Here is a 25,359-nt window from a genome sequence, read left to right on the forward strand (position 1 = left end):
CGGCAATGCCGGGAGCCATCGAATGATCAGCGCGCGGCGTCGAGGAAGTGGTGCTGTCGCTGCGCCGCGCGACGGATGCCGATGTGTTCCGCCTCGCTCAGGGTACGCAGGGGAGCGAGCGTGATGTCGTCGCCGGCCGCATCGCGTTTCCATGCCGCGGCCACCCGGCCACCGATGATCGCCGTTGCGCTGACCAGGCCGTTCACGCCGATCACGCGCCGTGTGTGTGCGGCATCCAGCACGGGCGTTCGGTCGCGGTAGCCGATGAGATATTCATCGAATGCCGGCAACAGATGCACCGCATTCGAGCGCGCGGGCGCAGCCGCGTCGGCATGCGACCACCACGTCGTCCCGTCATGTGTTTCCTGCACCAGCGCGGATGCGGCGGATGCAAGGGCCTGCATGGCCTCCTTGCGCGTCAGTCCCGACCACCATGCCAGGTCGGCCGCTGTCGCCGGCCCGTGCCCTTGCAGATAGCGCAGTGCCAGCTGCCGGAGTGCCTCGTCGCGAGCCAGCGGTGCGCTCGGCGGCACCCATGCATCGAGCAGGACGAACGTCGGCTGCTTGCCATGGCGCGGCCCCTGGCAGATGACGCCCTCATGCGCCAGCCAGTTCAGAAGATGCAGGCCCCGCTGGCCGCCGCTGGGAATGCCGGCTGCCTCCATGCAGGCATAGAGGTCGGCGCGGGTAACGGGCACACCTTCCTTCAATGCCTGTTCCAGCACGCGTCGACCGTGCGGGAGCGTGGAGGCATCCAATCCGAGATCGCGCGCGATCCGTGCCGCATTCGCGGCCTGCACGCGGGGTGCCAGCAATGCCACCATCCAGCGGACGTCCTCGCGCGCGAGCCAGTGCAGGGTGCCGCGCATCGGCCAGGTGCGGACGATCTTGCCGCACGCGATGGCGTCTTCCACCGTTGCGCGCGTCGCGCCGCGGGTGCGCAGGCCGATGGCCCACAGCGATGCCGCATAGTCCTGCGCCTGCATTGCCCCCATGTGGCGGACGGCATCGGCCGGATCCGCCGCCGTCGGTACCGCGATGCCGTGCCGCTGCAGGCGGCGGGCCGTCAGGGACGGCATCACGCCTACTTTTCCTTGCGCCAGTTGATCGAGCCGCGCGTCTCGGTGGTGCTGGACTCGATCTCCACGTCGAAGCCCTTGCGCAGCAGGTATTTCAGCGTGACCGCGGAGCCTGATCCGACCATGGAGACGCCATAGCTGACGTAGAGCTTGGGCGACAGGTATTTGCCCACGCCGAACACCGAGCCGCCGAGCGTGCGTGATTCCAGCACGCCGGCATCATCCAGGCCGATCTTCGCGCCGAGCTGCGATGCCAACAGGCCCGCACCCGCGCCGAGCGCGGACGAAGCGGCGTTGATCTGGCGGCTCTCGTCGCTGCTGGCGGTGTTGAGCGAACGGCCGAGCACCAGGTACGCCAGCGCTTCGGATTCGGACATCGACGGATTGGACCAGACGCGGGCGCGCGGCTGGCTGGCGCGGCCGGTGACGTCGATGCCGGCAGTGACACTGGCGCTGACCACTTCGCGTTCGGCGCGGATGTTGATGCGCGGATCGGAGATCGCGTTGTTGCTCCAGGTCAGTTCGCCACGGGTGATGCGCAGTTTCTGCCCGTAGGCTTCGTAACGCCCGTCCACGTCCAGGCGACCCGTGCCCAGCATCTCGCGGCCGGGCTGCGAACGCACGTGCAGGGTGCCGGCCAGCGTGCCTTCCAGGCCATAGCCTTTCAGGTTGACCTCGTCGCCGACCTTGAGGGCGAGGTCCAGATCCAGTCGCGAACTGGGCGCGCGTTCGGGATCGGCGGGATCCAGCACCACCACGTCTTCCGACGCGGACACGCCGTCATCCAGTTTCTCCACGTCGATGGTGGCCGAAGGAATGCCCACTTGGCCACGCACGCGGATGGTGTTGTCGGCGAAGCCCACCTGGATGTCCGGGGACGCGACCGCACGCAGGTCGGTGGTGTCCGCCACGAGCACGTTGTCGCCGCGCACCTGGAACTGCAGCGGCGTGGTGTCGTTGTTCCAGCCCAGCGTGCCGGACACGTTGAGCACGCCGCCGGTCCCGGTGCCGCCGGTCGACGAGACCGTCTTCATGCTGCCGTCGATGCGCGCGCTGCCATCCGACAGCGCGACCAGTTCCGCGCCGCCGTCCGCCAGCGACACGCCGAGCGCGGGCAACTCGCCGGTGAATTCGGTGAGCGTGGCTTCGCCGCTCAGCAGCGGATGGCCCCGCGTGCCGGCAACGCCGATGTGGCCGGCCAGCTTGCCGCGCGGGCGCACCAGGTCCGGCGAGAACAGTTCCATCCAGAACAGGCGCGAGTTGTGGAAATACAGGTCGCCCTTGAGCGGCGCGAACGCATCCCATCCGGTGGCGAAGGTGGCATCGACATAACCGTCGCCCTTGAAGCCGGTACCGAGCCGGCCCTGGATGCGCTGCGGGTTGAAGTCGGCATCGAAGGTGAAGTTGTCGTAGCGGATGATCTCGCCGCGGGCGCTCGTGCCCATCTTCAGGCCGCCATCCAGCGAGGCCAGGTGCACTTCGCCCTGCCATGCATTGCCGGCAGGCCGCAGCGTCGCGTCGAGGGTGAACTCGCCGCGCAGCGTCAGCGGTCGTCCGCTGCTGGGCGGCAACCAGGGCTGCACCAGGGCCAGCGACAGCGCTTCGCCACGCACCACCAGTCCTTGCCGTGGCCAGTTGGCGGTGGCGCAGAGGGCGCCGCCGATGTCGGAGCCCAGGCAGCTCTCGGACAACGTCCACGCGCTGCCGTTCTGCGCGTAGCGGGCGGGTTGCCGCAGCGTCCACGGGTTGCCCTTGGACGGCGCGATGCGCAGCGTATCCAGCGTGCCCTGCCAGTTGGCGCCACGCTTCTGTGCGCTGCCCGACAACGCGACTGCCCCCATCGCATTGCGTGCATCGCCGTCGACCCGCAGGTCTTCCACCGCGCCGCGCGCGCTGATCTGCACGCTGTCCAGGACGGTGCCCACGTCGACGGCGCTGCCCTGCAGGGTGAGTTCGCCATTGCCGCTGCGCCAGGGCAGGTTGCCGCGCAGGCTCAGACTGCCCGCGCTCCAGTCGTTCCAGCGCAGGCCGTCGCCGCCGAGGTCGGCATTGAGGGTGGGTGCCGTGCGCGCGCCGGTCAGTTTCAGCGTGCCGGCCAGGGTGCCGCTGGCATCGGGCAGCAGGTCGGCCAGGTTGAGCGGGCGGAACGTCGCATCGATATCCAGGGTGTCGCCGACCTTGCCCTGCGCGGCGACGCGGCTACCACCCAGCGACAGGTCCAGCTCGCCTTCACCGGCGTTGCCGTCGAGCGCGAACGTGCCGCGTGCTTCCAGCGCGCGGTCACGCAGGCGGCCCGTGAGTTTCGGCACGTCGAGCGTGCCCTGGAACTGGCCGTCCTCGCGCTGGCGTCCCTTCGACGCCAGCGCGCCCGAGAGGTTGCCCTTCCAGCCTGCAGCGAAGTAGCCCGGATCGAAACCGGCCAGCGTCGCCTTCACGTCCCAGTCCAGCACGGGGGACCAGCCCACCATGCCGGTGGCGTCCAGCGTGCCGGTGGGCATGCGTGCCTGCAGTTTCTGCAACTGCACGCGCTCGGCATTGCCACGACCATCGAACTCCACCACCGCGCTGTCGTCGCCGCGGGTCAGCGTGGCCTTGCCGATGGCGGCCCATGCTTCCAGTTTGCCGGCCACGCCGAAATCGCCCTCGGCACCGATCATGCTGTCCGCTTCCGTGCCCCAGCGCAGGCCGCGTGCGTTCACCGCGAAACGGAAGGTGGGGTTCTCCGGCACGGTGAAGTCCGCGCGACCCCGCAGCGCGGCATAGCCGTCGAACGCACGGATCGCCAGCGGCTCCACGGTCAGGGCTTCGCCGTCGATGCGCGCGTGCGAAGGTTCGATCACCACGGCGATGTCGCCCTGCTGCACGGTGCCCTGCAGGTCCGCGGCACCGCCCGCGCCCCTGGCCGCCAGGTCGAAAGAGACGGGCGTGCTGTCCTCCATCACGCCGAGCAACGACAGGTCCAGTGCTTCCGTCTTCGCGGCGAGGGTCCATGTCGGCCGGGTTTCGCCGCGCAGCGTGAGCGTGGCGCGCAACGGCGCGGGCGCGGCACCGGAAATGCCCACGTTCATGCGGGCGCGATTCCCGCGCGCGACCAGTCCGATGCGGGCGGGGGTGCGCCCGGCAGCGGCCGCGAACACGCCGGTGGCCGTCAGGTCGGTGTCGTAACCGTCGCGGGGTTCGTAACGGCCGTGCACGCCGAAGGTGCCGCGATCGCTCGCGATGGCCAGCTTCTCCGCATGCACGTAGCCGTCGCCGATATCGATGCCGCCGCCCGCATGCGCGATGTCGATCAGGGGCTGCCCGCTCTGGCGGATCAGGAAGCGGTCCACCTCCAGCCGGTCGGCCTGGATCGCGAGCGGCATCTCGATCTGCGGCAGCATGTCGGGCCAGTGCGGCAGCTCGAACGGTTCGTCGCTTTCCGGCACATCGAGCATCGCACCGCGCAGCTTCAGCACATTCAGTCGCAGGCGCTTGCCGAGCAGCGGGCGCAAGTGCGGCTCCAGGTAGACCTCGTCGGCGGTGAAGCGGATCCTGTCCCAGCGGAAGTCGACGCCACGCAGCGTCAGCGGGCCCGCGATCGGGCCGTCCACTTCCCGGTATTCCAGCGAGGCGTCGGCCGGCAGCCGTGCCTTGATCTGCGCGAGCAGCATGTCGCGGCCCGCGACCGTCTGCAGCAACCAGTACAGGCCGATGCACAGCAGCAGCGTGAGTACGCCGGTGCCGATGGCGCTGCGGATCGCCAGCGTGCGCATGCGGGCCCTGCGGCGCGCGCGCAGCTCGGCGATGCGGGCGTCGCGCTCTTCCGGCGTCAGGTTGTCGGGTACGCGCTTCTTCACAGATCGGTCCCGATGTTGAGGTAGATCTGGAAGCTGGAATCCGGATCATTCAGCCCGTGCGCCACGTCCAGGCGCACCGGCCCCACCGGCGAGCGCCAGCGCAGGCCCACGCCGATGCCCGTGCTCAGGTCCGGGCGGGTGCCGTCGAAGGCGCTGCCGGTATCCACGAACACCGCGCCACCGTAGGGGCCGCCCTTCGGATAGAACTCGTACTCCACGCTGCCGGTGACCACGTTCTTCGCGCCCAGTGCGTAGTCGCCACGGCGCGGGCCGACTTCGCGCCATGCATAGCCGCGGACGCTGCGGTCGCCACCGGCGAAGAAACGCAGCGACGGCGGCATTGCCACCAGCGAACTGGTGAACGTATGGCCATACTCGCCGCGCACGATCAGCGCGCTGTTGGTCTTGTACCGCTGCGACCAGCGCGCACGCATGTGGAACTGCAGGAAGTTCGCATCCGAGCCCGCGCCATCCACGCCGCCGCGCAGCAGGATGGACCCGGCCAGCTGGTCGGGACGGTTCGAGCCGACCGGCGAGTTGGTGTAGTCCGCGCGCAGCGAGGGGTAGGTGAAGGTCGCGTACTGCACGGTGGTGTCGGGCAGGCCGGTGACCGGATCGTCTTCGACATAACGCCAGCGTTCGCGCAACGCGTGGATCGACGCCACCGCAGTCCAGTCTTCGCTGACCTGTCCGCTGCGGCTGCCGGTGAATTCGACATGGCGCAGGTCGATGTAGTCGGTCTGTTCGTCGCTGGCCTGCACGCCGACGGTGTACCAGCCGTCCAGCCATTTGAACGCGGGGATGCGGTACTGGGTCAGCAGCGTCTTGCGCTTCTGCGCGTAGTCCAGGTGCGTGGACAGCTTGTGCCCGCGCGAATTCACGTAACGGCGATCCAGCCCCAGCCGGATACCGGGCCCGCTCTCCGTGCCGTAGCTCACGCCGGCGGTATAGATGTCGCGCTTGGCCAACTCCAGGTTCACGTCGACCGGCACGCGTCCGTCCACGGCCTTGTCGGGGTTGGCCTGGATGTCGATGTTCGCGAAATAGTCCAGGCCGACCAGCGATTCGCGCAGGCGATCCAGCTTGCCCTGGTGGAAGTAGCTGCCTTCTTCCCAGTACACCAGCTTGTCCAGCAGGCCCGGATCGAACTTGTCCTGGTGGAACGTGGTCGGCCCCATGTCATAACGGATGCCGCTGACCCAGCCCAGCGCGATGTCGGCGGCGTGTTCGGCCCGCGTGACTTCCACCCGGCGGTGGGTGAAGTCGGCATCGAAGTAACCGCGATCCGCCAGTCGCCGCACGATGACCAGCTTGCTGGCTTCGTAGGTGGTGTGGTCGAAGATCTCGCCGACCTTCGGCGCGAACGCGTCCAGGTCTTCCTTCAGGTAGCGGTCGTCGCCGCCTTCGCCTTCGATGGACAGGTCGCGTCCACGCACGCGGACGGGTTCGCCGAGGGCGATCCGCAGGGTGATGGTGAGCCGCTCGTCGTTGGCGCCTTCGGTGCGCGGCGCATCCACGGTGATGGTGGGGGAGTAGTAGCCGAACGGCTCCAGCGCTTCGCGCGTTTCGGCGACGGCTTCACCCAGCAGGTATTCCAGACGCGACTCGCCCAGCCGCTTGCCGAGCGAATCGTTGAGCGACAGCGCGGTGTTGACGTTCTCGATCATCAGCTCGTTGTCGAGCCCTTCGATCTGCACCTTGTCGACGATGGCCGCGGCCCAGGCCGGACCGGTTGCGGCAAGCAGGACCACGGCGGTGGCGAAGCAGGGGAGTCGACGCATGCGGGCAGGATAACCGGTGAGGGTTAAGCGGGGTGAAGGGGCGCGGCCGCCGCGCGAGTCGTGGTTCACGAGAAGTCACACTGATGGCGTATGCGGAATGATCCCTCGCCCCGCATGCGGGGCGGGCAACTGTCTTGATTCAGGCACAGCGGGAAGAGGAAGTTTTCCGCAGATATCCGGTGTTCGATCAGCCGACAGTGGCTGCGCTGCAAGGGTCGGCGCGAAGAGCGCCCCTCATCCGCCCCCGTATCCAGTACGGGGCAGGCTCTTTGGGCACCCTCTCCCCGCGCGCGGGGAAAAGGGAACGGATATGGCATGCGCGAGAGGCGGCGCTGCAGTCCGGGTGCATCCAGGATCCGTGGAGTTTGACTCCCTCTCCCCGCGTGCGGGGAGAGGGTGCCGAAGGCGGGTGAGGGGCGAACGGAGTGAGGTACCCGCTGCGCCTGTGCAAGCACCGCGCTCCGCCCCTCATCCGCCCTCCGGGCACCTTCTCCCCGCAGATGCGGGGAGAAGGAAACGCGACTCAGCTCGACAGATGCTCGATCGCCGCCACCGCACGGAAGCGGTCGGCCAGGCGCTTCAGCAGCGCAAGGCGGTTGGCGCGCACGGCCGGGTCGTCCGCATTGACCATCACGCTGTCGAAGAACGCATCCACCTGCGGGCGCAGGCGGGCGAGGTGGTTCAGCACGGTCACGTAGTCGTGGTGGTGCAGGGCCTCGTCGGTCTCGCCGAGTACGGCTTCCACCGCTTCGGCCAGCGCACTTTCCGCCGGATCGGTCAGCAGCGCGCGGTCGATCGCGTGCGGGATGGCGATGTCGGCCTTCTTCAGGATGTTGCCGATGCGCTTGTTGGCCGCGGCCAGCGCCTCGGCCTCCGGCAGCGTCGCGAACGTGCCGATGGCGTCGAGGCGCGTGTCGAAGTCGTACAGCGACGCCGGTTTCAGTTCCGCCACCGCAGTGAAGTGCGCGGCCGGAACGCCCTTGTCGGCATAGTAGCCGCGCAGGCGATCGAGGATGAAGTCGTAGATCTCACTAGCCAGTGCGGACAAATCCGGAGTGCGCTCCCGATCGACTGCTACTTCAAGCTTGTAATCAACGGAGCCGAGATCATTCATCGTCTCCGAAGCATCTTTCAACTTCTTAAGCCCCGCACGTGCTGCAACTGTTTGAGTTGTTCTCGCTATCCATTCGAGATGGGGCTTTAGAGTCTTGTTTATATCGATTTCAAACCCACTCTCGATCACCGTCCTTGCCAACCCCAACGCATTCCGCCGCAACGCGAACGGATCCTTGTTGCCGGTCGGCTTCAACCCAGCGGCGAAACCGCCCGCCAGCGTGTCCAGGCGTTCGGCGATCGCCAGCACCTTGCCCAGCGGCGACAGCGCGATGTCGTCACCGGCGAAGCGCGGCTGGTAGGCCTCGTCGATGGCCAGTGCGATTTCCTTCGGCTCGCCAGCGGCGAGAGCGTAGTGGCGACCCGCGATGCCCTGCAGCTCGGGAAACTCGTTGACCATGCGCGACTGCAGGTCGTTCTTCGCCAGTTCCGCGGCGCGACGCGCCTGTGCCGGATCGGCGCCGACCTGCGCGGCGATGGTTTCCGCCAGCGCCGCCACGCGCGCGACCTTGTCGGCGACACTGCCCAGCTTGGCCTGGTAGGTGACGGTCTTCAGGCCGTCGCCCATCGCCACGAGACCCTGCTTCAGGTCTTCATCGAAGAAGAACTTCGCATCGCTGAAACGCGGACGGATCACGCGCTCGTAGCCCTTGCGCACTTCCTCGACGTTCTGCGATTCGATGTTGGCGATGCCGATGAAATGCTCGGTCAGCTTGCCGCCGTCGCTCAACACCGGGAAGAACTTCTGGTTGATCTCCATCGTCTCGATCAGCGCTTCCTGCGGCACGGCCAGGAAGGCGGATTCGAAGCTGCACAGCACTGCGGCCGGCCATTCGGTCAGGCAGATCACCTGTTCCAGATTGTCGTCGGTGATGCGCGCGCTGCCGCCGGCCTGTGCGGCGGCCTTCTGCACGTCGGCGACGATGCGCGTGCGGCGTTCCTCCGGATCGACCAGCACGCGGGCGCCGCGCAGGGCGTCCACGTAATCGTCCGGGTTGCCGATCCATACCGGCTTGTCGTGTTCGAAACGGTGCCCACGGCTCATGCGGTCGGACGTCACGCCCAGCACATCGGCCTCCACCACGTCCTTGCCCAGCAGCAGCACCAGCCAGTGCACCGGCCGCGCGAACGCATAGTCGTGGTCGCCCCAGCGCATCGGCTTGGGGATCGGCATGGCGGCCAGCGCCTCGCGCACGATCTCTGCCAGAAGGTCCGCAGTCCTCGCGCCCGGCTTCACCGCGCGATGGACGAAGCGTTCACCCTTGCCGTCGGTGGTGCGCTCCAGCTGCGTCCAGTCGATGCCGGCCTTGGCGGCGAACCCTTCCAGCGCCTTGGTCGGCGCGCCGTTCGCGTCCAGCGCGATGTTGAGATAGGGGCCCAGCACTTCGGACTTCTGTTCCGGCTGCTCCACGTCCACGGCCGGCAGCAGCACCGCCAGGCGGCGCGGCGTGTACAGCGGCTTGGCATCATCCCGCTCGAAGCCGATGCCGCGCTTTTCAAGCGCGGCGATCACCCCGTCGAAGAACGCCTGCGCCAGCCCGGGCAACGCCTTGACCGGCAGCTCTTCGGTGCCGAGTTCGACCAGCAGGGATTTTTGTTCGCTCATATGCATGCAACCTTGAGTTGTTCCCTTCTCCCTGTGGGAGAAGGTGCCCGAAGGGCGGATGAGGGTACGGCGGAGTCCGTGGCAGTCAACCATCCGGGTGTCGCCGGACCCTCTCCCCAACCCCTCTCCCGACGGGAGAGGGGCTTCAAGCGGATTCTTTCTTCAAACCAGGAAACCCAAGCTTCTCGCGCTGCGCGTAGTACGCCTCGGCCACCGCCTGCGCCAGCTTGCGCACGCGCAGGATGTAGCGCTGGCGTTCGGTCACGGAAATGGCGCGGCGCGCATCCAGCAGGTTGAAGCTGTGGCTGGCCTTGCAGACCTGCTCGTAGGCGGGCAACGGCAGGCCCACGTCGACCAGTTTCAGCGCTTCCTTCTCGCACGCGTCGAAACGGTGGAAGAGCTCGGCCACATCGGCGTGCTCGAAGTTGTACGTGCTCTGCTCGACTTCGTTCTGGTGGTACACATCGCCGTACTTCACCACGCCCTGCGGACCGACCGTCCACACCAGGTCATACACGTTGTCGCAGTTCTGCAGGTACATGCACAGGCGTTCCAGCCCGTACGTGATCTCGCCCAGCACCGGGCGGCATTCCAGGCCGCCGGCCTGCTGGAAGTAGGTGAACTGGGTGACTTCCATGCCGTTGAGCCACACCTCCCAGCCCAGGCCCCAGGCACCGAGCGTCGGCGACTCCCAGTTGTCCTCGACGAAGCGCAGGTCGTGCACGCGCGGATCGATGCCCAGCGCCTTCAATGAACCCAGGTACAGCTCCTGGATGTTGTCGGGGTTGGGCTTCATCACTACCTGGTACTGGTAGTAACGCTGCAGGCGGTTGGGGTTCTCGCCGTAGCGGCCATCGGTGGGGCGGCGGCTGGGCTGCACGTAGGCGGCATTCCACGGCTCCGGCCCCAGCGCACGCAGGAACGTGGCCGGGTGGAAGGTGCCGGCGCCCACTTCCAGGTCCAGCGGCTGGATCAGCACGCAGCCCTGGTCGGCCCAGTACTGGTTCAGCGTCTGGATCAGGTTCTGGAATGTCAGGCCCTGGAAAGTTGCCGGTGAAATTGTCTGTCCAGTCATCGACTTATCGTGCACTGCGGAAAAGCGGGCTAGTATACGGGCAAGCCCTTTTCTCGCTGATGTTTGCCGTCGTGGATGCCGCCGTGAAAGCCCCTTTCCTCATCGTTGAAACCGGCCAGCCGGTGCGCTCGATGCGACGGTATGGCGGCTTCCCGCACTGGATCCGCGTGGCGGCCGGGCTGGAGGCGGACGAAACCGTGGTGGCGAACGTGGAGCGGGGCGACGCATTGCCGCGTCGCGAAGGTTTTGCCGGCGTCATCGTCAGCGGCTCGGCCGCGATGGTCACCGACCGGGCCGACTGGAGCGAACGCAGTGCGGACTGGCTGCGCGACGCGGCCCATGAAGGCCTGCCGCTGCTGGGCATCTGCTACGGCCATCAGCTGCTGGCGCACGCGCTGGGCGGCGAGGTGGCCTACAACCCTGCCGGGCGCGAATCCGGCACCGTCCACATCGACTTGCATCCGCAGGCGCAGGACGACCCGCTGTTCGGCGCGCTGCCGCTGAAGTTCACCGCCCACGCCACCCATGTGCAGACCGTGGCGCGGCCGCCGGAAGGCGCCACCGTGCTGGCGCGTTCCGAGCAGGACGATTGCCATGCGTTCCGCTGGCGCGACCACGCCTGGGGCGTGCAGTTCCATCCCGAATTCGCCACCCACCACATGCGCGGCTACGTGCACGCCCGCGCCGACCACCTGCGCAGCGAAGGCCGTTGCCCCGGCAGCATCGCCCGCAGCGTGACGGCGGCGCCGCAAGCCCGCAAACTATTGCGGCGGTTCGTCCGCCATGCGCGTGGCCTGCACGCGCGCTGAGTCCACCGCTGCACCCTCTCCAGAGAACCCCGATGTCGACGATCAACAAGGTGCCGGCCAGTGCCGGCGCGGAATGGCTGCTGGCGGGCTTCGCGCTGCTGAAGCGCGCGCCGGTGCCGCTGGCCACGCTGGCCGTGCTGTGGGGCCTGCTGTCGATGGGCGTGATGCTGGTGGCGGTGTCGCTGCCGGCCATGACGCTGGCCATGCAGTTCCTGCTCGTACTGGCGGGTCCGTTGTTCTTCGCCGGCATGCTGTGGGCGGTGCGCGAGGTTGACCAGGGGCGCGCCGCACGGCCCTCCAACCTGCTGCAGCCCGTGCGCGACGGCCATGCGCCGGCCTTGTTGGCCACCCTGCTGCCGCAGTTGCTCGCGGCCCTGGTGATGGGCGCGCTGCTGTTCGTACTGGTGGGCACCGAACAACTGCAGCATCTGGCCGACGTCTACCAGAAGATGCAGACCATCGCCGAAGCCGGGGGCCAACCCGATCCTTCCCTGGTGGAAGGCCTGCCTGCCGGTCGCCTGCTGTTGTGGCTGCTGTTGGTGGCGATCGTCTTCGTGGCCGTGAAGTGGATGACCTTCATCGCCTCGCCGCAGATCCTCTTTTCGGGCACCCATGTCATGGAGGCCATGCGCAACAGCCTGCGCGCCTGCCTGCACAACTGGGCCGCGATGCTGGTGTTCTACCTGCTGGCGGGGATCGCCATCTTCGCGGTCGGCGTCGGCTCCTTGCTCGTGGCCTCGATCCTGGCGCTGGCAGTGGGCGCGACCATCGCGATGGGGCTGTGGCAGTTCACCCTGATGGCGGTGGTGATGCCGGTGCTGGCCGGTGCGGCGTACGCAGCATGGCGGCAGATGCTGGGCGAGGGCGTGGTCGCTCCGGGTGCATCGGTGGCGCCGACCAGGATCGAAGTCTGAGCCTCGACATCGCCATGCGGCGGGCCAGGGCCCGCCCTACGATGCGGATTGTTCTTTCGGTTTCAGCCAACCCGCCGCGATGATGCCCAGTTCGTACAGCAGGCACATGGGAATGGCGAGCATCAGCTGCGACACCACGTCCGGCGGGGTGATCAGCGCGGCGACGACGAACACGCCGACGATCGCGTAGCCGCGGCCCTCGCGCAGTTGCTGCGGTGTCACCCAGCCCAGCAACACCATGATCACCAGCGCCACCGGCAGCTCGAAGCTCACGCCGAAGGCCAGGAAGATCACCATCACGAAGTCCAGGTACTTCGCCGGGTCCGGCGCCAGCGTCACGATGTCCGGCGTGAACACCGTCAGTGCGTGGAACACGCTGGGCAGCACCAGGAAATACGCGAACGCGCAGCCTGCATAGAACAGCACGATGGCCGACGCCAGCAACGGCACCGCCAGCCGCTTCTCATGCTTGTACAGCCCGGGCGCGACGAAGCTCCACGCCTGGTAGAGCAGCCACGGCGAGGACAGGAACAGGGCGGTGAAGAAAGCCAGCTTGATCGGCGCGAAGAAGCCCGAGGTCGGGTCGCTGGCGATCATCTGCGCGGCCTGTCCGGCCGGCAGCTGCGAAATCAACGGCTGCGCCAGGCGGTCGTAGAGCTGGCGCACGAAGGGCAGCAGCGCCAGCAGGATGACCCCCGTGCCCGCCAATCCGCGCACCAGCCGCGTGCGAAGCTCCAGCAGGTGTTCCATCAGGCTGCTTTCGGCTTCCTGGTTCGAGGATTCGCGGTTCATCGCGTCTCCCTCGGCGGGAACAGGTCGGGCGTGGTGCCCGTCTCGGGCGTGTCGGTGGCATCCGTACCGGCGGGCGTGTCGGCAGCGTCAGGCACCTCTCCGGTCGCCGCCGGCGGCCTTGCCAGCGCGGGTGGCGTGATCGCCGATGCAACGTCGTCATGCAACGCTTTCGCGTCGTCGCGCGCGGCCTGGCGCACTTCCTCGAACTGCTGTTCGGTTTCGCGGGCGCTGTCGCGGATGCGTTGTTCGGTCTCGCGCATCGCGTCCTTGGCGTCCTGCAGGTTGCGCTTCAGCTCGTCGGCGGCGAGTTCGCGTTCCAGCTCGTCCTTCACCGAATACCACTGCGCGCGCGCGCGCCGCACCCACAGGCCGGCGAAACGCGCTGCCTTGGGCAGGCGCTCGGGGCCCAGCACGATCAACGCGACGATGGCGATGACCAGCAGTTCACTGAAACCGATGTCGAACATGGCCGCGGCCGCGATGCCGCGCGATCAGTTGGCGTCGCGGTCGCGCTCTTTGGCGGCGCTGGATTCATCGGTGCGCGACTGGTCGTTCAACTGGCCGGCCGGCTTGTCGTCGTCCTTCATGCCTTTCTTGAAGCCCTTGACCGCCTCGCCCAGGTCCTGGCCGGCGTTGCGCAGGCGCTTGGTCCCGAAGACGAGCAACACGACCACCAGCACGATGATCCAATGCCAGATGCTCAAACCGCCCATGGTGTGTACTCGCAGGAAAAGTCGGGGCGCTCAGGATAGCGCAGGCGGACCGCCGGGATGGCGATCCACCGCCCATTACTTCCGTTACGGGTTGCCGTCCAGCGGTTCGGTGCGTACTTCGCCGTCCTGCACCGGCTCGAAGCCCTGCGCCTGCGCGGGGGCTTCCACCACGACCGGTGCGGTGACAGGCGCGGGCGTGGAGGCCGCCACCTGCGTGGACGACCCCGTGGTGCCGCGGTTGCCCCGCGCGAGTTCGGTGACTTCTTCCAGCTGGTCGCGGAAGCCGACCACGGCGCTGGAAGGCTGGCCGGCGCGGCTCTCGAAGATCGCGCGTGGCGTCGCGGCGCTGCCGTAGACCGACGTGTTGGCCTCGTCATCGATCTGCAGCACGGCGCCATCCAGTGCGACGCCGGCGAACAGGCCGCGCGCGCGCGACCACGACCAGATTTCGGCCTTCAGCTGACCATCGGTGGCGGCACTGGCGTTGCGGCCCACCGGACCCGCCGCCACGCCGGCATCCGCACCCAGGGTGAACTTGCCATTGACGATGGAGTCCAGCGAGCGGTCATTGCGGAACACCAGCACCACGTCCGAAGACTGCACGCCGGCCTGGAAGCCGATGCTGCCGCCGGTGAGCTTGACGAACACCGGCTGCGACCAGCTGCCATCGGCGCTTTTCACCGACATCAGACCGTGGCCACGACGGCCACCGATCACCAGTCCCGCCTTCAGCGTGTCCGGGATGACGATGATGGCCTTGCCTTCGTCCAGCAGCTTGTCGGGGATGCCGTTCTCCGGAATGCGCTGGATTTCGTTGAGCACGCGCACCGCGTTGTTCGCGCGCTCGTCCTCCTTCGGACCTGCGATGGCCTGCCCGGCGAACAGGGCGGCGGCGAGCGCGAGGGCGGTGGGCGGCAGCAGGCGGCGGGACGTGCGGTTCATGGGGGGCTCCAGAAGCGGATTGGCAGCAAGTTACTGCAATCGCTTGAAAATAGGCGTGAATGGATGAATCGCCACTGACGCTGGACGGTGCTCGTCGCGGTTCGTGGGGTTGATCGCCGCACTGGGATTTCCGGATCGGTGTGCGTGCACGGCTCTGCCACAATAACGGGATGCCTGATACCTCTCCCACCGCCTTGCTCGCCGTCAATCTCGGCACCCCGGAAGCGCCGACGGCGCCCGCCGTGCGCCGGTACCTGTCCGAGTTCCTGCATGACCATCGCGTGGTCCAGCTGACCCGCTGGCTGTGGTGCCCGCTGCTGCATTTCCTGATCCTGCCCCTGCGCGGTCCCAAGGCGGCGGCGAAGTACGCGAGCATCTGGATGCCGGAGGGTTCGCCGCTCGCCGTGTACACCCGTCGGCTGGCCGGAGCGATGCAGGCGCGGCTGCCGGACTGGCACGTGGTCGATGCGATGCGTTACGGGCAGCCCTCCGTGCGTGAGCGTCTGGAAGCGATGCGTGCCGCCGGGGTGCAGCGCGTGGTGGTGTTGCCGCTGTATCCGCAGTACTCCACCACCACCACCGAATCCGTGCGCGACGTGGTCACCCGGGAAGCCGCAGGGCTGGAGGTGCACTTCATCGAGGACTACTCGGTCGATCCCGGCTGGCTGGCGGCCGTGACGGCATCGATCCGGCAGTGGCGGCGGGCGAACGGTGCCGGCGAGCACCTGCTGTTTTCGTATCACGGACTGCCGCAGCGGCTTGCCCGCAATGGCGATCCGTATCCGCAACGCTGCCAGGCGAGCACGCACGCCATCGTGCAGGCGCTGGGATTGCGCGACGACGAATGGACCCTGACCTACCAGTCGCGCTTCGGCAAGGAACGCTGGCTGGAACCTGCCACCGACGTGACCTTGCGCGAACTCGCTGCGCGTGGGGTGCGCAAGGTGGACGTGGTGTGCCCCGGCTTCGCGGTCGACTGCCTGGAAACGCTGGAGGAGGTGGGGATCGGCTTCGCCGAGGAATTCGCGCATGCCGGTGGCGAGCTGCGCTACCTGCCCTGCCTGAATGACGATCCTGCCCATGCCGATGCGCTGGCGGCACTCGCGCAGCGCGCCGTCGGCACCCCCGCATGATGTTGCGCGAGTTCGAGGTCGACATTCCGCTGGGCCGGATCACGGGACTTCGTGGCGACGGTGATGGCCCGCGCGTGCTCGCCCTGCATGGCTGGCTGGACAACGCGGCGAGCTTCATTCCGTTGGCCGCCCACCTGCCCGGGTTGCAACTGGCCGCGCCCGACCTGCCGGGCCACGGCCGCAGTGCGCATCTGGCGCCGGGAGCGGAGTACACCAGCGGCGTGGCGGTCAATGCCGTGCTCGACATCGCGGATGCGCTGGGATGGGACACGTTCTCGCTGCTCGGTCACTCGATGGGTGCCGGCATCGCGAGCCTGGTGGCCGCGTCGGTTCCGGATCGTGTTCGCCGGCTGGTAGCCATCGAAGCCTTGGGCGGGCTGGCCGAAACCGTCGAGCGCACGGCCGACCGATGGCGCGAAGCCATTGCCGCGGCGCGCGCGCTGCCGGGCAAGCAACTGCGCGTGTTCGCCGACCTGGCCGCGCCGGTCCGCGCACGCATGCAGGCAAACCAGTTGAGCGAGCCTGCCGCCCGGCTGCTGGTCGAGCGCGGCGTCCGGCCCGTGGAGGGCGGCTTCGTCTGGAGCAGCGATCCGCGCCTGACGCTGCCTACGCCGCAGCGCCTTTCCGAGGCGCAGCTGGCGCGTCTCGTGGCCGGTATCGCGTGCCCCACCACGGTGATCTATGCGGACCCGCCGCAAGCCTATTTCCCGGAACCGTTGCGGACACAGCGCGCCGCGCTGCTGCCCGATGGGCGCCTGCATGTACTGGCGGGCACCCATCACCTGCACATGGAAGATCCGGCGGCGGTCGCCGCACGGATGCTGGCGTTCCTGCGGCAGTGATCAGCCGCGCTTGGCGCGCTGGAAATCCAGCGCCAGCCGGATGTCGCCCTTGCGGATCGGCGCGGTACTGCGCCACCACGCCGTGGTGACCACGTCGAGCTCGGGATCCTGCTGGGCCAGTCGCCGCAGGAGGGTGATGTCTTCCGCGCTGGCCAGCTGCTCGTCCGGCAGGTAGTACTGCTCGAGTGGGAGGCGTGCGGCGTCCGGCGTGCGCGTGAGCCGCGCGAGCAGGGCCACCGCCGCCAGCGCCAACAGGACGTAGCCGGTCAACAAGGTGGGGAGGGAGTTCTGGATGCTGCCAACCCAGGCCAGTGCCGCAGCGGCGGGCACCAGCAATGCCAGCAGCCTGGCGCGGCGGTCGAATCGCTGGATCTGGCTGGCCGCGTGCCGACGCTCCCGCGCCCGCAGGCTGATCTCCTCCACGGATACACCCTTCCGGCTCATCAGCGCGCGCCGCGCGGCAAGGCTGGTGGCGGTTTCCGAACCTGGCATGGCGTACAGCGAAAAGGCTTTCAGCGAGGCCACGGTGTCGGCCTGGCGGACTGGCCCGGTTGCGGCCGGGGTCGCGGGAATCGCGCGCGAGGGGGCGGGACGGGTCATTGAGCGGGTACCGGAGAAGACGAGGTGCCGGAGTGCAGGCCCGCTCTCCGTGCGGGACCTGCCATCTCCGGCATGTCTTCTTGATTCGTGACGCATGTCTCATTCCGGACATCGGCGCCGGAAGTCTGCGGGTTCGCAGGCGAGTGTCAGGGGGTGGCCAGCAACCTGTGCAGTCGTGCTTTCAGGCGGCGGCCCTCGGCATGGAAATAGGCGCGCTCGTCGCGCCAGGCGGGGAAGCGCGCTTCCACTTCCTGCCAGAAGGCCGGCGAATGGTTGGCCTGCAGCAGGTGGCACAGCTCGTGGACGAGCACGTATTCGAACGCCGAAGGCCGCCCCAGCACGAGGGCCAGATCCAGTGCCAGCGTCCCGTCGGGAGCCAGTGAGCCCCACTGGGACGACATGGTCTTCAGCCGGATCTGCCGGGGCGCGCGTGGCAATCCCGCCAGATAACCGGGCAGCCAGCGGCCGATGTCGGCCCGCGCCTGCGCTTCATAGAAGGCACGCAGGGTGCGCTGCAAGCTGGCAGCACTGGTCCGCGACGTCGTATGCATGTGCAGCGCATCACCGACCCGCTCGATGCGCGCGTAACGGCCCTCGTGCCACTGGAGCGGCAGATACTCGCCCCGCAGCGGCAGGCGATCGGTCTGGCCGGGCACCAGCGGGTCGTCCCCGTCGTCCGGCGCATGCCGGGTGAGCTGCGCTGCGAGCCAGTCGCGGTGTTGCTGCAGGAAGCGGTCTCCCGCCACCAGGCTGGCGCGCAGGGGGAGCGTCAGGCGCGCACCGCGCTCGTCGATGCTGAGCTTGAGGCGCTTCGCGCGCGGATCACGGACGCGTTGCACGTCCAGGATGCGTCCGTCATCGAGTTCCAGGGTGATGGTGTCCCGCTCGACGCTGCGTGGCGCGCGGGCGATCAGGAGAGAGTGCAGCGAAGGCATGCCCACGATTGTAGTGGGCATGCGCGGGCTGGAGGTGGCGGATGCGATTCAGCCGCACCCGAGCCCCTTCCCTGGATGGCTCAATCCGCCTTGCTGAGCTTGAGCGCGTGCTCCAGCACCAGGAACAGGCGCTTCACCTCGCCGGACATCAGTGCGAAGCGGGCATCCAGTTCGGCGCGCAGGTCGTCGTGCTCGGTGTTCTCGAGCTGGTCGACCGCGCCGTCGAGGAACTTCAGCTTGCGCACGATCAGGTCCTCGCCGAGGACGAACGACACGTGGTCGTCCAGCACCAGCGCCAGCTTGGTGACCTGTTTGCCGGCGTCCAGGTGCTTGGCGATCTCGTCGCTCTGCAGGTCCTGGTTCTGGCACTTCACCACCGCGCCGCCTTCCATCGCGTCCTTCAGCTCGCACTCCTCGCCCAGCGACAGGCCTTCCGGCAGCGGTTCGCCGGCGATCCAGCCGGTCAGCACGCTGCGCGGCGCCACTTCGGCATTCAGCGGCAGCGCGGGGAAGCTGCCCAGCGCGCGTCGGACTTCCGACACCACGTTCTCGCCGGTCTTGCGCGACGACGCATCGACGGCGATGAAGCCGTGCTCCAGGTCGATCAGCGCGTCGGTGCGCGAGGGTTTGACGAAGGCGCGCGGCAGCAGTTCATGCAGCAGGTCGTCCTTCAGTCGCTTGCGGGTCTTGCCACCGGGCTTGCGGCCTTCCTTCGCCTCGATTTCCTGCAGCTTCTTCTGCAGCAGGTCGTTGACCACGGCGCCGGGCAGGATCTTGTCCTCGCCACCCACGCTCAGCCAGATCGCGTCGTTGATGCGGTGTGACAACGTGTCGTCACCGCGGCCGAACGGCGAGATGAAACCGCGCGAGGACAGTTCGAGTGGGCCGACCGGTTTGAGTACGGCTTCGGGAAGCAGTTCGTCGAGTTGGGAGAAATCCAGCGAAGTCGGGAAGCGGAACAGGGTCAGGTTGCGAAAGAACATCAGGGAATCAGGGTCCGGTAAATGAGGGGGATGCGCGTTGTTGCTTTGCCCGCCGTCCCGGCCAAGACCGGGATCCATTCTGCTTCTGCTGTCCGTCAGCCCGCTGGAGCGCAACTGCAAGGATCCAGCTTTTGCCAGGATGACGGCGGGCGTGTGGCGAGGTCAGGTGTCCTCGTCCGCCGGGGTGGGGTGCGGTTCGCCCGCCAGCCATGCCTGCGCATCGGGCAAGGCGGCGCCGTCGCGGTGGCCCAGGGAGAGGAAATCGAACAGGTTCGGATCGCTGAGCTGCGACGGGCGGATATCGCCCAGCGCGCGCGCGATGGTCTCGATGCGGCCGGGCGTCTCGCGCTCCCACGCATCCATCATCCTCTTGACCTGCTTGCGCTGCAGGTTTTCCTGGCTGCCGCACAGGTTGCAGGGGATGATGGGGAATGCCTTCGCCTCGGCGTACTGGGCGATGTCGTCTTCGCGCACATAGGCCAGCGGGCGGATCACCACATGCCTGCCGTTGTCGGACAGCAGCTTGGGCGGCATGCCGGAGAGCTTGGCGTGGAAGAACATGTTCAGGAAGAACGTGGCCACCAGGTCGTCGCGGTGATGGCCCAACGCGATCTTGGTGAAGCCGTTCTCCTCGGCGTAGCTGTACAGCGCGCCACGGCGCAGGCGCGAGCACAGCGAACACATGGTCTTGCCTTCCGGGATCACCCGGCTGACCACCGAATACGTGTCCTGCTCGATGATGTGGTACGGCATGCCCGCACGTTCCAGGTATTCCGGCAGCACGTGCTCGGGAAAGTCCGGCTGCTTCTGGTCCAGGTTGACCGCGACCAGTTCGAAGCTGACCGGCGCCTTCTTCTGCAGTTGCAGCAGGATGTCCAGCATCGTGTAGCTGTCCTTGCCACCGGACAGGCACACCATGACCTTGTCGCCCTCCTCGATCATGCCGAAGTCGGCGATCGCCTGCCCCACCTGACGGCGCAACCGCTTGGCCAGCTTGCCCTGTTCGTGCGCGGCGCGGCGCGGATCGGCGGCAGGGCGGCGCAGGACGGGGTCGGGCAAGGGCAGGACGGTACTCATGGGCGTCATTGTACCGGGGTGCGGTGACGCCCTTGCCGCCGCCGGTGTACGCTCGCCGCGTGGAGATCAGCAACCCCGCCGACATCACCCAGAAGGTCACCGAACTCAAGCTCGAGCACCGCGAGCTGGACGAGGCAATCGCGCGCCTGGTGGATGATGCCGACGCCGACGAGGTGGCGATCAAGCGCCTGAAGAAGCGCAAGCTGTGGCTGAAGGACTGCATCGCGCGGCTGGAGAGCGCGTTGATTCCCGACGAGCCGGCCTGAGCCCGCGCGCCGCACGACAGCCCGGATCTGACGCTGTGCGTCACCCCCTGCCGATGTGGACGCATGCGTCCTGCACGTCGGGGTCGCCAGAAGCCTGAAATACCCGTCCGTGGCCCCCGTGGTTCCCTTCCGGGGCGATCGGCACAGTTGGCCCGATGCTTGCTTGATTTCCCGGCGTGGGGGTTTTCCCTACGACTGACCGTTTGCCGTCCTGCCGGCGCCGCGGTTCCCAATGACTGGCTGCGTGCGCCTCCGGCGCCGTGGCGAGGGAGTGGCATGGAGCAGGACAAACCGTTCAATCACCGCACGCCATCGTCGGCCCGCGAGGCACGACTGGTGGCGGCGTCGGCGGACGAGGCGATGGCCGGGCTGGGCCTGCGCACGCATCGCTTCGCGCCGGGCGATTCCCTGGGCGACGTGCCGCGCCTGCGGCGCGAGGTGTATTTCCACGAGCGGGGCCAGTTCGGCGACCGGAGCAAGCGTGTCACCGACGGTCTGGACGCGTGCGGCACCACGCTGGCGGTGGAAAAAGGTACGCAGGCGATCGCCACCCTGCGCCTGCACGACTTCGCGCCGCTGGCCGTGCAGGTGGAGTACGGCAGCCTGTTCCAGATCGACGCCTTCGCGCGCTCCTGGCCCCTGGCGCAGGTCGCGGTGGGTACGCGTTTCGCCGTGCAGGCCGACCAGCGCAGCAAGCCGGTGGTGGACCGGTTGATGGAAGAGGCGTACCGCTGGGCGCAGGAAAACCGCATCCAGTTCTGTCTGCTGGCATGCGAGCCGTTCCTGCACGATGTGTTCGAGCACTATGGCTTCCGCGAGTACCTGCCCCCGGCCATCCTGCCGGGCGGCGTGGACCTGCTGCGGATGGTGCTGGTGATCGAGGACGAGCCCTATCTGTCCGAATGCGGCTCGCCGCTGCACCGCCTGATACGCGATCCCTCGCGCGCATTGCCGGCAAAGGCCTGGCTGACGCGCTCGTTCAATGCGGTGTCCTGAGCGGCACCGCCATGCGAAACCGAAACCGGTTGGTCAGCTCCCGCATGATGCGGCGGGCATGACCATCAGCTTCCGGTAGCAGGACCTCAGTCCTGCGGCGTCGGTGTCGGCTCGGCCGGTTTGGCGGCTTCCGGACTGACCTTCTCGATGGTGTGGCGCAGTTCGCGGCCGAGGATGGCCTTGGCGTCGCGCGCCCAGGCGTCCAGGCGTTCGTCGAACAGCAGCTTGCTGTTCTCGTCGGGCCACACCAGTTTCAGTTCGCGCAGTTTCTGGATGAAGCCGCGGAACAGGGTCTTGTCGAAGAATTCCGGCGCGGCGGGCGCGTACAGCAGGCTCAGGCGCTGTGCGGCCTGCTGGCACAGGCTCTCCAGCTCGGCAGCGCCCAGCGTGCCCGGGCCGTTCTTCACCAGTACCGAGATGGCGATGTAGTAGCGCTCGAACGCCTGCTGCAGCGAGTGGCCGATCGCGCGCAGGCGGAACACTTCGTCGGTCTGGCCGGCGCTGCGCGCCAGGATGCCGCCATCGTCGTCGTTGACCTGCTGCAGCAGGCCCTCGCGGATGAACACCTCGATGGTGCGTTCCATGCGTTCGGCGAACTCGTCCTCGCTCCATGGCAGGAACAGCTCTTCCTGCAGGAACGGATACAGCGTGCGGCCCAGGCGCAGCACGCCGGCACGGCTCATGCGGCGGTTGTTCTGGAAGCAGCAGGCGATCCACGACGAGGCCGTGAACAGGTGCAGCACGTTGTTGCGGTAGTAGCTCAGCAAGACGGCGGTGTCGTCGTCCACGCTCAGCACATCGCCGAGCGGATGCTTGATCCGCTGCAGCATGTTGATCTCCTCGGCATGGGAGATGATGCGGTCGGGCGAGTGCGGGGTGACGGTCACGCGGTCGGAATACGGCAGTTCCGCCAGCAGCGTCTTGGACAATTCGATCTGCGCGATCAGGTCGGCTTCGCCCATCGCGTGCTTGGGCGTGGACAGCAGCGCCAGCGCCAGCAGGTTGATCGGGTTCACGTCGGCGGCGCGGTTGATGTTGACCTGGATCTGCTGGGCCAGCGCATCCACGATCTCGGACAGCCACGCGGGCTTTTCCTCTTCGCCCACCGGCGTGCCGTCCCACTCGGGCGCGTACTTGGCCAGGGCGTCGTTCAACGGAATGGGTTCGCCGAAGTTCACCACCACCTGGCCGTAGTTCTGCCGCAACACCTTTGGGATGCCCCACAGCACGGCCCAGATGGATTCCTTTTCCTTCGGCCTGCCACTCAGTTCGTCCAGGTAGCTGGTGCCTTCGAGCAGCTTTTCGTAACCGATGTAGACCGGCTGGAACAGCACCGGCTTGCGCGGCTGGCGCAGGAACGCGCGCAGCGTCATCGAGATCATGCCGCCCTTCGGCGGCAGCAGCCGGCCGGTGCGCGAGCGTCCGCCTTCGATGAAGTACTCCAGCGAGTAGCCGCCGGACACCAGCTGCGCCACGTATTCGGTGAACACCGCCGAGTACAGCGGGTTGCCGCGGAAGCTGCGGCGCATGAAGAACGCGCCGCCCTTGCGCAGCAGCGTGCCCACCACCGGCAGGTTGAGGTTGATGCCCGCCGCGATGTGCGGCGGCACGATGCCGCGTTCGTACAGCAGGTACGACAGCAGCAGGTAGTCCATGTGGCTGCGGTGGCAGGGCACGTAGACGACTTCGTGGCCGGGCGCGGCTTCCTTGAACTTGTCCAGGTGGTGGACCAGCACGCCGTCGTAGATCTGGTTCCAGACGTGGCTCAGGAGGAAGCTGGCCGAGCGGACCACCGGGTTGGAGTAATCGGCGGCGATTTCCCAGGCATACGCGTGCGCCTTCTTCCACGCGTCCTCGGGCTTGGACTTGTCGCGGCGTGCCTGCTCGACGATGGCTTCCTTCACCGGTTCGGCGGCCAGCACCTGGTCTACCAGCAGGCGGCGCGTGGACAGGTCGGGGCCGATGATGGCTTCGCGGATGCGGTGGAAGTGCGTACGCAGCACGCGCGACAGCTTGCGCACGGTGCGTTCCGGTTCCAGGCCTTCATTGACCGTGCCGCGCAGCGAGACGGGCGGCGCGAACCGCACGATGGTGCCGCGGCCGTTGAGCAGGATCGCCAGCAGGCGGCGGAAGCGGCCGACGATGGCCCAGTTCTCGGAGAACAGCACCGAGAACCAGCCGCTCTGCTTGTCCGGCGCGCGGCCGACGAAGATCGACACCGGCACCAGTTGCACGTCCAGCCCGGGGTTGGCCCGATGCGCCTGCAACAGCTTGGCCAACGAACCGGAATGGGTCTTGGCGCTGACCTGGTCGGGGATCAACGTGCTGGCGTTGCGGCGCGACAGCGCCACGTAGGCGCGCTTGCGGCCGAGCGGGTTGCCGCCGACCGGCAGCGGCACCAAGGGCGAGGGCAGGCCGGCGTCGCGGCAGGCGCGATCGAGGATCAGCGCGTTCGACAGGCCGTAGTCTTCCAGCACGTAGCAGACCGGGCGTCCGTCCAGCAGGCCACCCGGCGATTCGGGTTCGATGTTCAGGGCCAGCCACGGATCGGCCACTCGACCGAGCAGGCGCGCCCACAACGGCCGCTTGGCCTGGCGATGGGCGGGCGGCGTCATCGGGACACCCGCCGTGACGGGCGCATCGGCGACCACCTGGGTGTCCGGGGTGTTTCCGGGCGCGGCGGGGCCCGTCGCACCCGGGGTCTTCTCCGGCGGCGTCGGTTTCGGGGCGTCCGGGAACGGCAGGGGATTCTGTTCAGGCATCCGGCGCATTATGGCGCACGCCCGTGACCGGCTGGGAAGCGGTTACAGGTTCAGGCAGGCGCCCTCTGTCCATCGGGACCGGCCAGGTGGGCCCTGCGACGGCAGCAGGGTTCCCGGGTGCGCGGATGCCACTGCCTAGGGCGTCGGGCCGCCACTGCCCGGCGGCGGGCCCGGAGGGGTATCGATTGCAGGTGGCGCGATCGGGGGCGCAGGCACTGCCTCCAGCACGCCCTCGGCATGGCGGAGGTAGTCGGTCAGGTACCACTGCCCGCCGCGCCGGGTCAGGCTGACCACGGTGTCGATCTCGCGTTCGGCCAACGGATAGTGGATCCGCACCGTGGCGGTGTCGCCCTTCTGTTCGACCAGGCCGGTGCGCAGGTCGGCGAAGGTCGCATCCAGGGGCAGCCCGTAGCGGGCGAAGCTGGCCTTGGTCTCGATGAAGAAGGGCGTCAGCCGCTGCAGGCTGGCCTGCATGCCGGCCTGGCTCAGGGCGTCTTCGCTGGTCAGGCCGCTGGTGCGGGCGGCGGGTGCGAGCCGGGCCAGCGTGGTCCGTGCCAGCGCCGGGTCGCCCAAGGGCGCCTGTTGCGCCCACTCGCCCAGCGCGGCGATGACCTGCGCGTAGTGGTCGCGTTCTTCCTGCGTGTAGTCGCCTTCGTTCTTCACGTACTGCACGCCGAACAGGCCCAGCGTGCGCGCGGCCTCCTTCAGGTCACGGTCCTGCCGCCCGAACTGTCGGTCGAAGCTGCGTTGCAGCGTCTTTTCCGAATCCTTCGCGGCCAGCGCGGCCAGCATCGGCACCAGCTTGTCGTCCAGCGGCAGCTCGGTCAGCGGCCAGCGACTGTGGCCCTGTCGCCAGGCAGCGTCCAACCGTGCATGCACGTCAGCGGGAACGGCGTCGCGCGCGAAGGCCGCCAGGTCGTTGCGCTGCAGGTGGGTTGCCAACTGGCGCACGGCGGCGGCGGGTTCGCTGGCGGCGCCGGCCAGCTCTTCGGGTTCGCGTTTGCAGGCGGCCAGCAGGACAAGCGACAGCCCGAAGGCGGCCAGCGCGCGCAGCAGGGACGCGGACGGCGTGGACATGATGCGGTGACTCCCCAGTCTTCCCGCA

At 68.0% G+C, this 25,359-nt stretch carries 21 protein-coding genes; 6 read left to right on the forward strand and 15 right to left on the reverse strand.

Features of this window, described 5'->3' with window-relative positions:
• Positions 1–26 precede the first annotated feature (26 nt).
• From ACIPRS_RS17775 to glyQ, 5 genes are all read right to left on the reverse strand, one after another.
• The gene (locus ACIPRS_RS17775; protein ID WP_446539539.1) at positions 27–1,079 is read right to left on the reverse strand and encodes a winged helix DNA-binding domain-containing protein; all 1,053 of its coding nucleotides are present in this window, start codon (positions 1,077–1,079) and stop codon (positions 27–29) included.
• A 5-nt stretch (positions 1,080–1,084) separates the two neighbouring features.
• Positions 1,085–4,831: a translocation/assembly module TamB domain-containing protein gene (locus ACIPRS_RS17780; protein ID WP_446539540.1), complete on the reverse strand. Its 3,747-nt coding sequence runs from the start codon at positions 4,829–4,831 to the stop codon at positions 1,085–1,087.
• Between the two features lie 80 nt (positions 4,832–4,911).
• Complete coding sequence (locus ACIPRS_RS17785; RefSeq protein WP_446539505.1) at positions 4,912–6,696, reverse strand: autotransporter assembly complex protein TamA; 1,785 nt, start codon at positions 6,694–6,696, stop codon at positions 4,912–4,914.
• Positions 6,697–7,219: 523 nt separating this feature from the next.
• A complete protein-coding gene (gene glyS / locus ACIPRS_RS17790) occupies positions 7,220–9,508 on the reverse strand; it encodes a glycine--tRNA ligase subunit beta (protein ID WP_446539506.1) in 2,289 nt (762 codons plus the stop codon).
• A 52-nt stretch (positions 9,509–9,560) separates the two neighbouring features.
• Positions 9,561–10,490, reverse strand: coding sequence for a glycine--tRNA ligase subunit alpha (gene glyQ / locus ACIPRS_RS17795; RefSeq protein ID WP_446539507.1), 930 nt, complete (start codon positions 10,488–10,490; stop codon positions 9,561–9,563).
• A gap of 83 nt (positions 10,491–10,573) precedes the next feature.
• On the opposite strand from glyQ, the gene ACIPRS_RS17800 reads away from it, so the two are divergent.
• Both ACIPRS_RS17800 and ACIPRS_RS17805 read left to right on the forward strand, forming a co-directional pair.
• The gene (locus tag ACIPRS_RS17800) at positions 10,574–11,299 is read left to right on the forward strand and encodes a glutamine amidotransferase (protein ID WP_446539508.1); all 726 of its coding nucleotides are present in this window, start codon (positions 10,574–10,576) and stop codon (positions 11,297–11,299) included.
• Positions 11,300–11,331: 32 nt separating this feature from the next.
• Positions 11,332–12,213 (forward strand): BPSS1780 family membrane protein, encoded by an 882-nt coding sequence (locus tag ACIPRS_RS17805; protein ID WP_337732735.1) that lies wholly within the window; start codon positions 11,332–11,334, stop codon positions 12,211–12,213.
• Positions 12,214–12,249: 36 nt separating this feature from the next.
• On the opposite strand, the gene tatC is transcribed toward ACIPRS_RS17805, so the two are convergent.
• The 4 genes from tatC to ACIPRS_RS17825 form a co-directional block, all read right to left on the reverse strand.
• On the reverse strand, positions 12,250–13,005 hold the full coding sequence (gene tatC / locus ACIPRS_RS17810) for a twin-arginine translocase subunit TatC (RefSeq protein WP_337732734.1): 756 nt from the start codon (positions 13,003–13,005) through the stop codon (positions 12,250–12,252).
• Complete coding sequence (gene tatB / locus ACIPRS_RS17815; RefSeq protein ID WP_446539509.1) at positions 13,002–13,472, reverse strand: Sec-independent protein translocase protein TatB; 471 nt, start codon at positions 13,470–13,472, stop codon at positions 13,002–13,004. The genes tatC and tatB overlap by 4 nt, the downstream gene beginning before the upstream one ends.
• Positions 13,473–13,496: 24 nt before the next feature.
• A complete protein-coding gene (gene tatA, locus ACIPRS_RS17820; protein ID WP_062353690.1) occupies positions 13,497–13,718 on the reverse strand; it encodes a Sec-independent protein translocase subunit TatA in 222 nt (73 codons plus the stop codon).
• 84 nt (positions 13,719–13,802) lie between these two features.
• Complete coding sequence (locus tag ACIPRS_RS17825; RefSeq protein ID WP_446539510.1) at positions 13,803–14,660, reverse strand: lipid-binding SYLF domain-containing protein; 858 nt, start codon at positions 14,658–14,660, stop codon at positions 13,803–13,805.
• A 170-nt stretch (positions 14,661–14,830) separates the two neighbouring features.
• Here ACIPRS_RS17825 and hemH point away from each other — a divergent pair, with 170 nt between their 5' ends.
• Positions 14,831–15,793 carry a ferrochelatase gene (hemH, locus tag ACIPRS_RS17830; protein WP_446539511.1) on the forward strand — a complete coding sequence of 321 codons (963 nt, stop codon included), beginning with the start codon at positions 14,831–14,833 and terminating at the stop codon, positions 15,791–15,793.
• Positions 15,790–16,635: an alpha/beta fold hydrolase gene (locus tag ACIPRS_RS17835; protein ID WP_446539512.1), complete on the forward strand. Its 846-nt coding sequence runs from the start codon at positions 15,790–15,792 to the stop codon at positions 16,633–16,635. The genes hemH and ACIPRS_RS17835 overlap by 4 nt, the downstream gene beginning before the upstream one ends.
• Here ACIPRS_RS17835 and ACIPRS_RS17840 read toward each other — a convergent pair whose 3' ends face one another.
• From ACIPRS_RS17840 to ttcA, 4 genes are all read right to left on the reverse strand, one after another.
• Positions 16,636–17,235: a hypothetical protein gene (locus ACIPRS_RS17840; protein ID WP_446539513.1), complete on the reverse strand. Its 600-nt coding sequence runs from the start codon at positions 17,233–17,235 to the stop codon at positions 16,636–16,638. It abuts the gene before it with no gap.
• A gap of 146 nt (positions 17,236–17,381) precedes the next feature.
• Entirely contained in the window at positions 17,382–18,170 is a 789-nt protein-coding gene (locus tag ACIPRS_RS17845) for a YgjP family zinc-dependent metalloprotease (RefSeq protein WP_446539514.1), read from the reverse strand.
• A gap of 80 nt (positions 18,171–18,250) precedes the next feature.
• Entirely contained in the window at positions 18,251–19,153 is a 903-nt protein-coding gene (locus ACIPRS_RS17850) for a recombination-associated protein RdgC (RefSeq protein WP_142122768.1), read from the reverse strand.
• A gap of 162 nt (positions 19,154–19,315) precedes the next feature.
• Positions 19,316–20,230, reverse strand: coding sequence for a tRNA 2-thiocytidine(32) synthetase TtcA (gene ttcA / locus ACIPRS_RS17855; RefSeq protein ID WP_446539515.1), 915 nt, complete (start codon positions 20,228–20,230; stop codon positions 19,316–19,318).
• Positions 20,231–20,289: 59 nt separating this feature from the next.
• Here ttcA and ACIPRS_RS17860 point away from each other — a divergent pair, with 59 nt between their 5' ends.
• Together ACIPRS_RS17860 and ACIPRS_RS17865 are read left to right on the forward strand one after the other, a co-directional pair.
• Positions 20,290–20,496, forward strand: coding sequence for a YdcH family protein (locus ACIPRS_RS17860; RefSeq protein WP_142122766.1), 207 nt, complete (start codon positions 20,290–20,292; stop codon positions 20,494–20,496).
• A gap of 276 nt (positions 20,497–20,772) precedes the next feature.
• Positions 20,773–21,492 (forward strand): N-acyl amino acid synthase FeeM domain-containing protein, encoded by a 720-nt coding sequence (locus tag ACIPRS_RS17865; protein ID WP_192203264.1) that lies wholly within the window; start codon positions 20,773–20,775, stop codon positions 21,490–21,492.
• 86 nt (positions 21,493–21,578) lie between these two features.
• Here the strand turns inward: ACIPRS_RS17865 and plsB are convergent, their stop codons facing one another.
• On the reverse strand, positions 21,579–24,254 hold the full coding sequence (plsB, locus tag ACIPRS_RS17870) for a glycerol-3-phosphate 1-O-acyltransferase PlsB (RefSeq protein ID WP_446539516.1): 2,676 nt from the start codon (positions 24,252–24,254) through the stop codon (positions 21,579–21,581).
• Between the two features lie 135 nt (positions 24,255–24,389).
• Complete coding sequence (locus tag ACIPRS_RS17875; RefSeq protein WP_446539517.1) at positions 24,390–25,331, reverse strand: hypothetical protein; 942 nt, start codon at positions 25,329–25,331, stop codon at positions 24,390–24,392.
• Positions 25,332–25,359: the final 28 nt, after the last annotated feature.

The organism is Pseudoxanthomonas sp. LARHCG66, from assembly GCF_052871755.1.

What these genes read in the sequence shown, in the direction of transcription:
- tatB (WP_446539509.1), bottom strand. Translation starts at nt 13,472, where the DNA reads ATGTTCGACATCGGTTTCAGTGAACTGCTGGTCATCGCCATCGTCGCG.
- plsB (WP_446539516.1), bottom strand. Translation starts at nt 24,254, where the DNA reads ATGCCTGAACAGAATCCCCTGCCGTTCCCGGACGCCCCGAAACCGACG.
- ACIPRS_RS17835 (WP_446539512.1), top strand. Translation starts at nt 15,790, where the DNA reads ATGATGTTGCGCGAGTTCGAGGTCGACATTCCGCTGGGCCGGATCACG.
- ACIPRS_RS17875 (WP_446539517.1), bottom strand. Translation starts at nt 25,331, where the DNA reads ATGTCCACGCCGTCCGCGTCCCTGCTGCGCGCGCTGGCCGCCTTCGGG.
- glyQ (WP_446539507.1), bottom strand. Translation starts at nt 10,490, where the DNA reads ATGACTGGACAGACAATTTCACCGGCAACTTTCCAGGGCCTGACATTC.
- ACIPRS_RS17785 (WP_446539505.1), bottom strand. Translation starts at nt 6,696, where the DNA reads ATGCGTCGACTCCCCTGCTTCGCCACCGCCGTGGTCCTGCTTGCCGCA.
- ACIPRS_RS17825 (WP_446539510.1), bottom strand. Translation starts at nt 14,660, where the DNA reads ATGAACCGCACGTCCCGCCGCCTGCTGCCGCCCACCGCCCTCGCGCTC.
- ACIPRS_RS17840 (WP_446539513.1), bottom strand. Translation starts at nt 17,235, where the DNA reads ATGACCCGTCCCGCCCCCTCGCGCGCGATTCCCGCGACCCCGGCCGCA.
- ttcA (WP_446539515.1), bottom strand. Translation starts at nt 20,230, where the DNA reads ATGAGTACCGTCCTGCCCTTGCCCGACCCCGTCCTGCGCCGCCCTGCC.
- ACIPRS_RS17805 (WP_337732735.1), top strand. Translation starts at nt 11,332, where the DNA reads ATGTCGACGATCAACAAGGTGCCGGCCAGTGCCGGCGCGGAATGGCTG.
- ACIPRS_RS17850 (WP_142122768.1), bottom strand. Translation starts at nt 19,153, where the DNA reads ATGTTCTTTCGCAACCTGACCCTGTTCCGCTTCCCGACTTCGCTGGAT.
- tatA (WP_062353690.1), bottom strand. Translation starts at nt 13,718, where the DNA reads ATGGGCGGTTTGAGCATCTGGCATTGGATCATCGTGCTGGTGGTCGTG.
- hemH (WP_446539511.1), top strand. Translation starts at nt 14,831, where the DNA reads ATGCCTGATACCTCTCCCACCGCCTTGCTCGCCGTCAATCTCGGCACC.
- glyS (WP_446539506.1), bottom strand. Translation starts at nt 9,508, where the DNA reads ATGGTTGACTGCCACGGACTCCGCCGTACCCTCATCCGCCCTTCGGGC.
- ACIPRS_RS17775 (WP_446539539.1), bottom strand. Translation starts at nt 1,079, where the DNA reads ATGCCGTCCCTGACGGCCCGCCGCCTGCAGCGGCACGGCATCGCGGTA.
- tatC (WP_337732734.1), bottom strand. Translation starts at nt 13,005, where the DNA reads ATGAACCGCGAATCCTCGAACCAGGAAGCCGAAAGCAGCCTGATGGAA.
- ACIPRS_RS17865 (WP_192203264.1), top strand. Translation starts at nt 20,773, where the DNA reads ATGGAGCAGGACAAACCGTTCAATCACCGCACGCCATCGTCGGCCCGC.
- ACIPRS_RS17780 (WP_446539540.1), bottom strand. Translation starts at nt 4,831, where the DNA reads ATGCGCACGCTGGCGATCCGCAGCGCCATCGGCACCGGCGTACTCACG.
- ACIPRS_RS17845 (WP_446539514.1), bottom strand. Translation starts at nt 18,170, where the DNA reads ATGCCTTCGCTGCACTCTCTCCTGATCGCCCGCGCGCCACGCAGCGTC.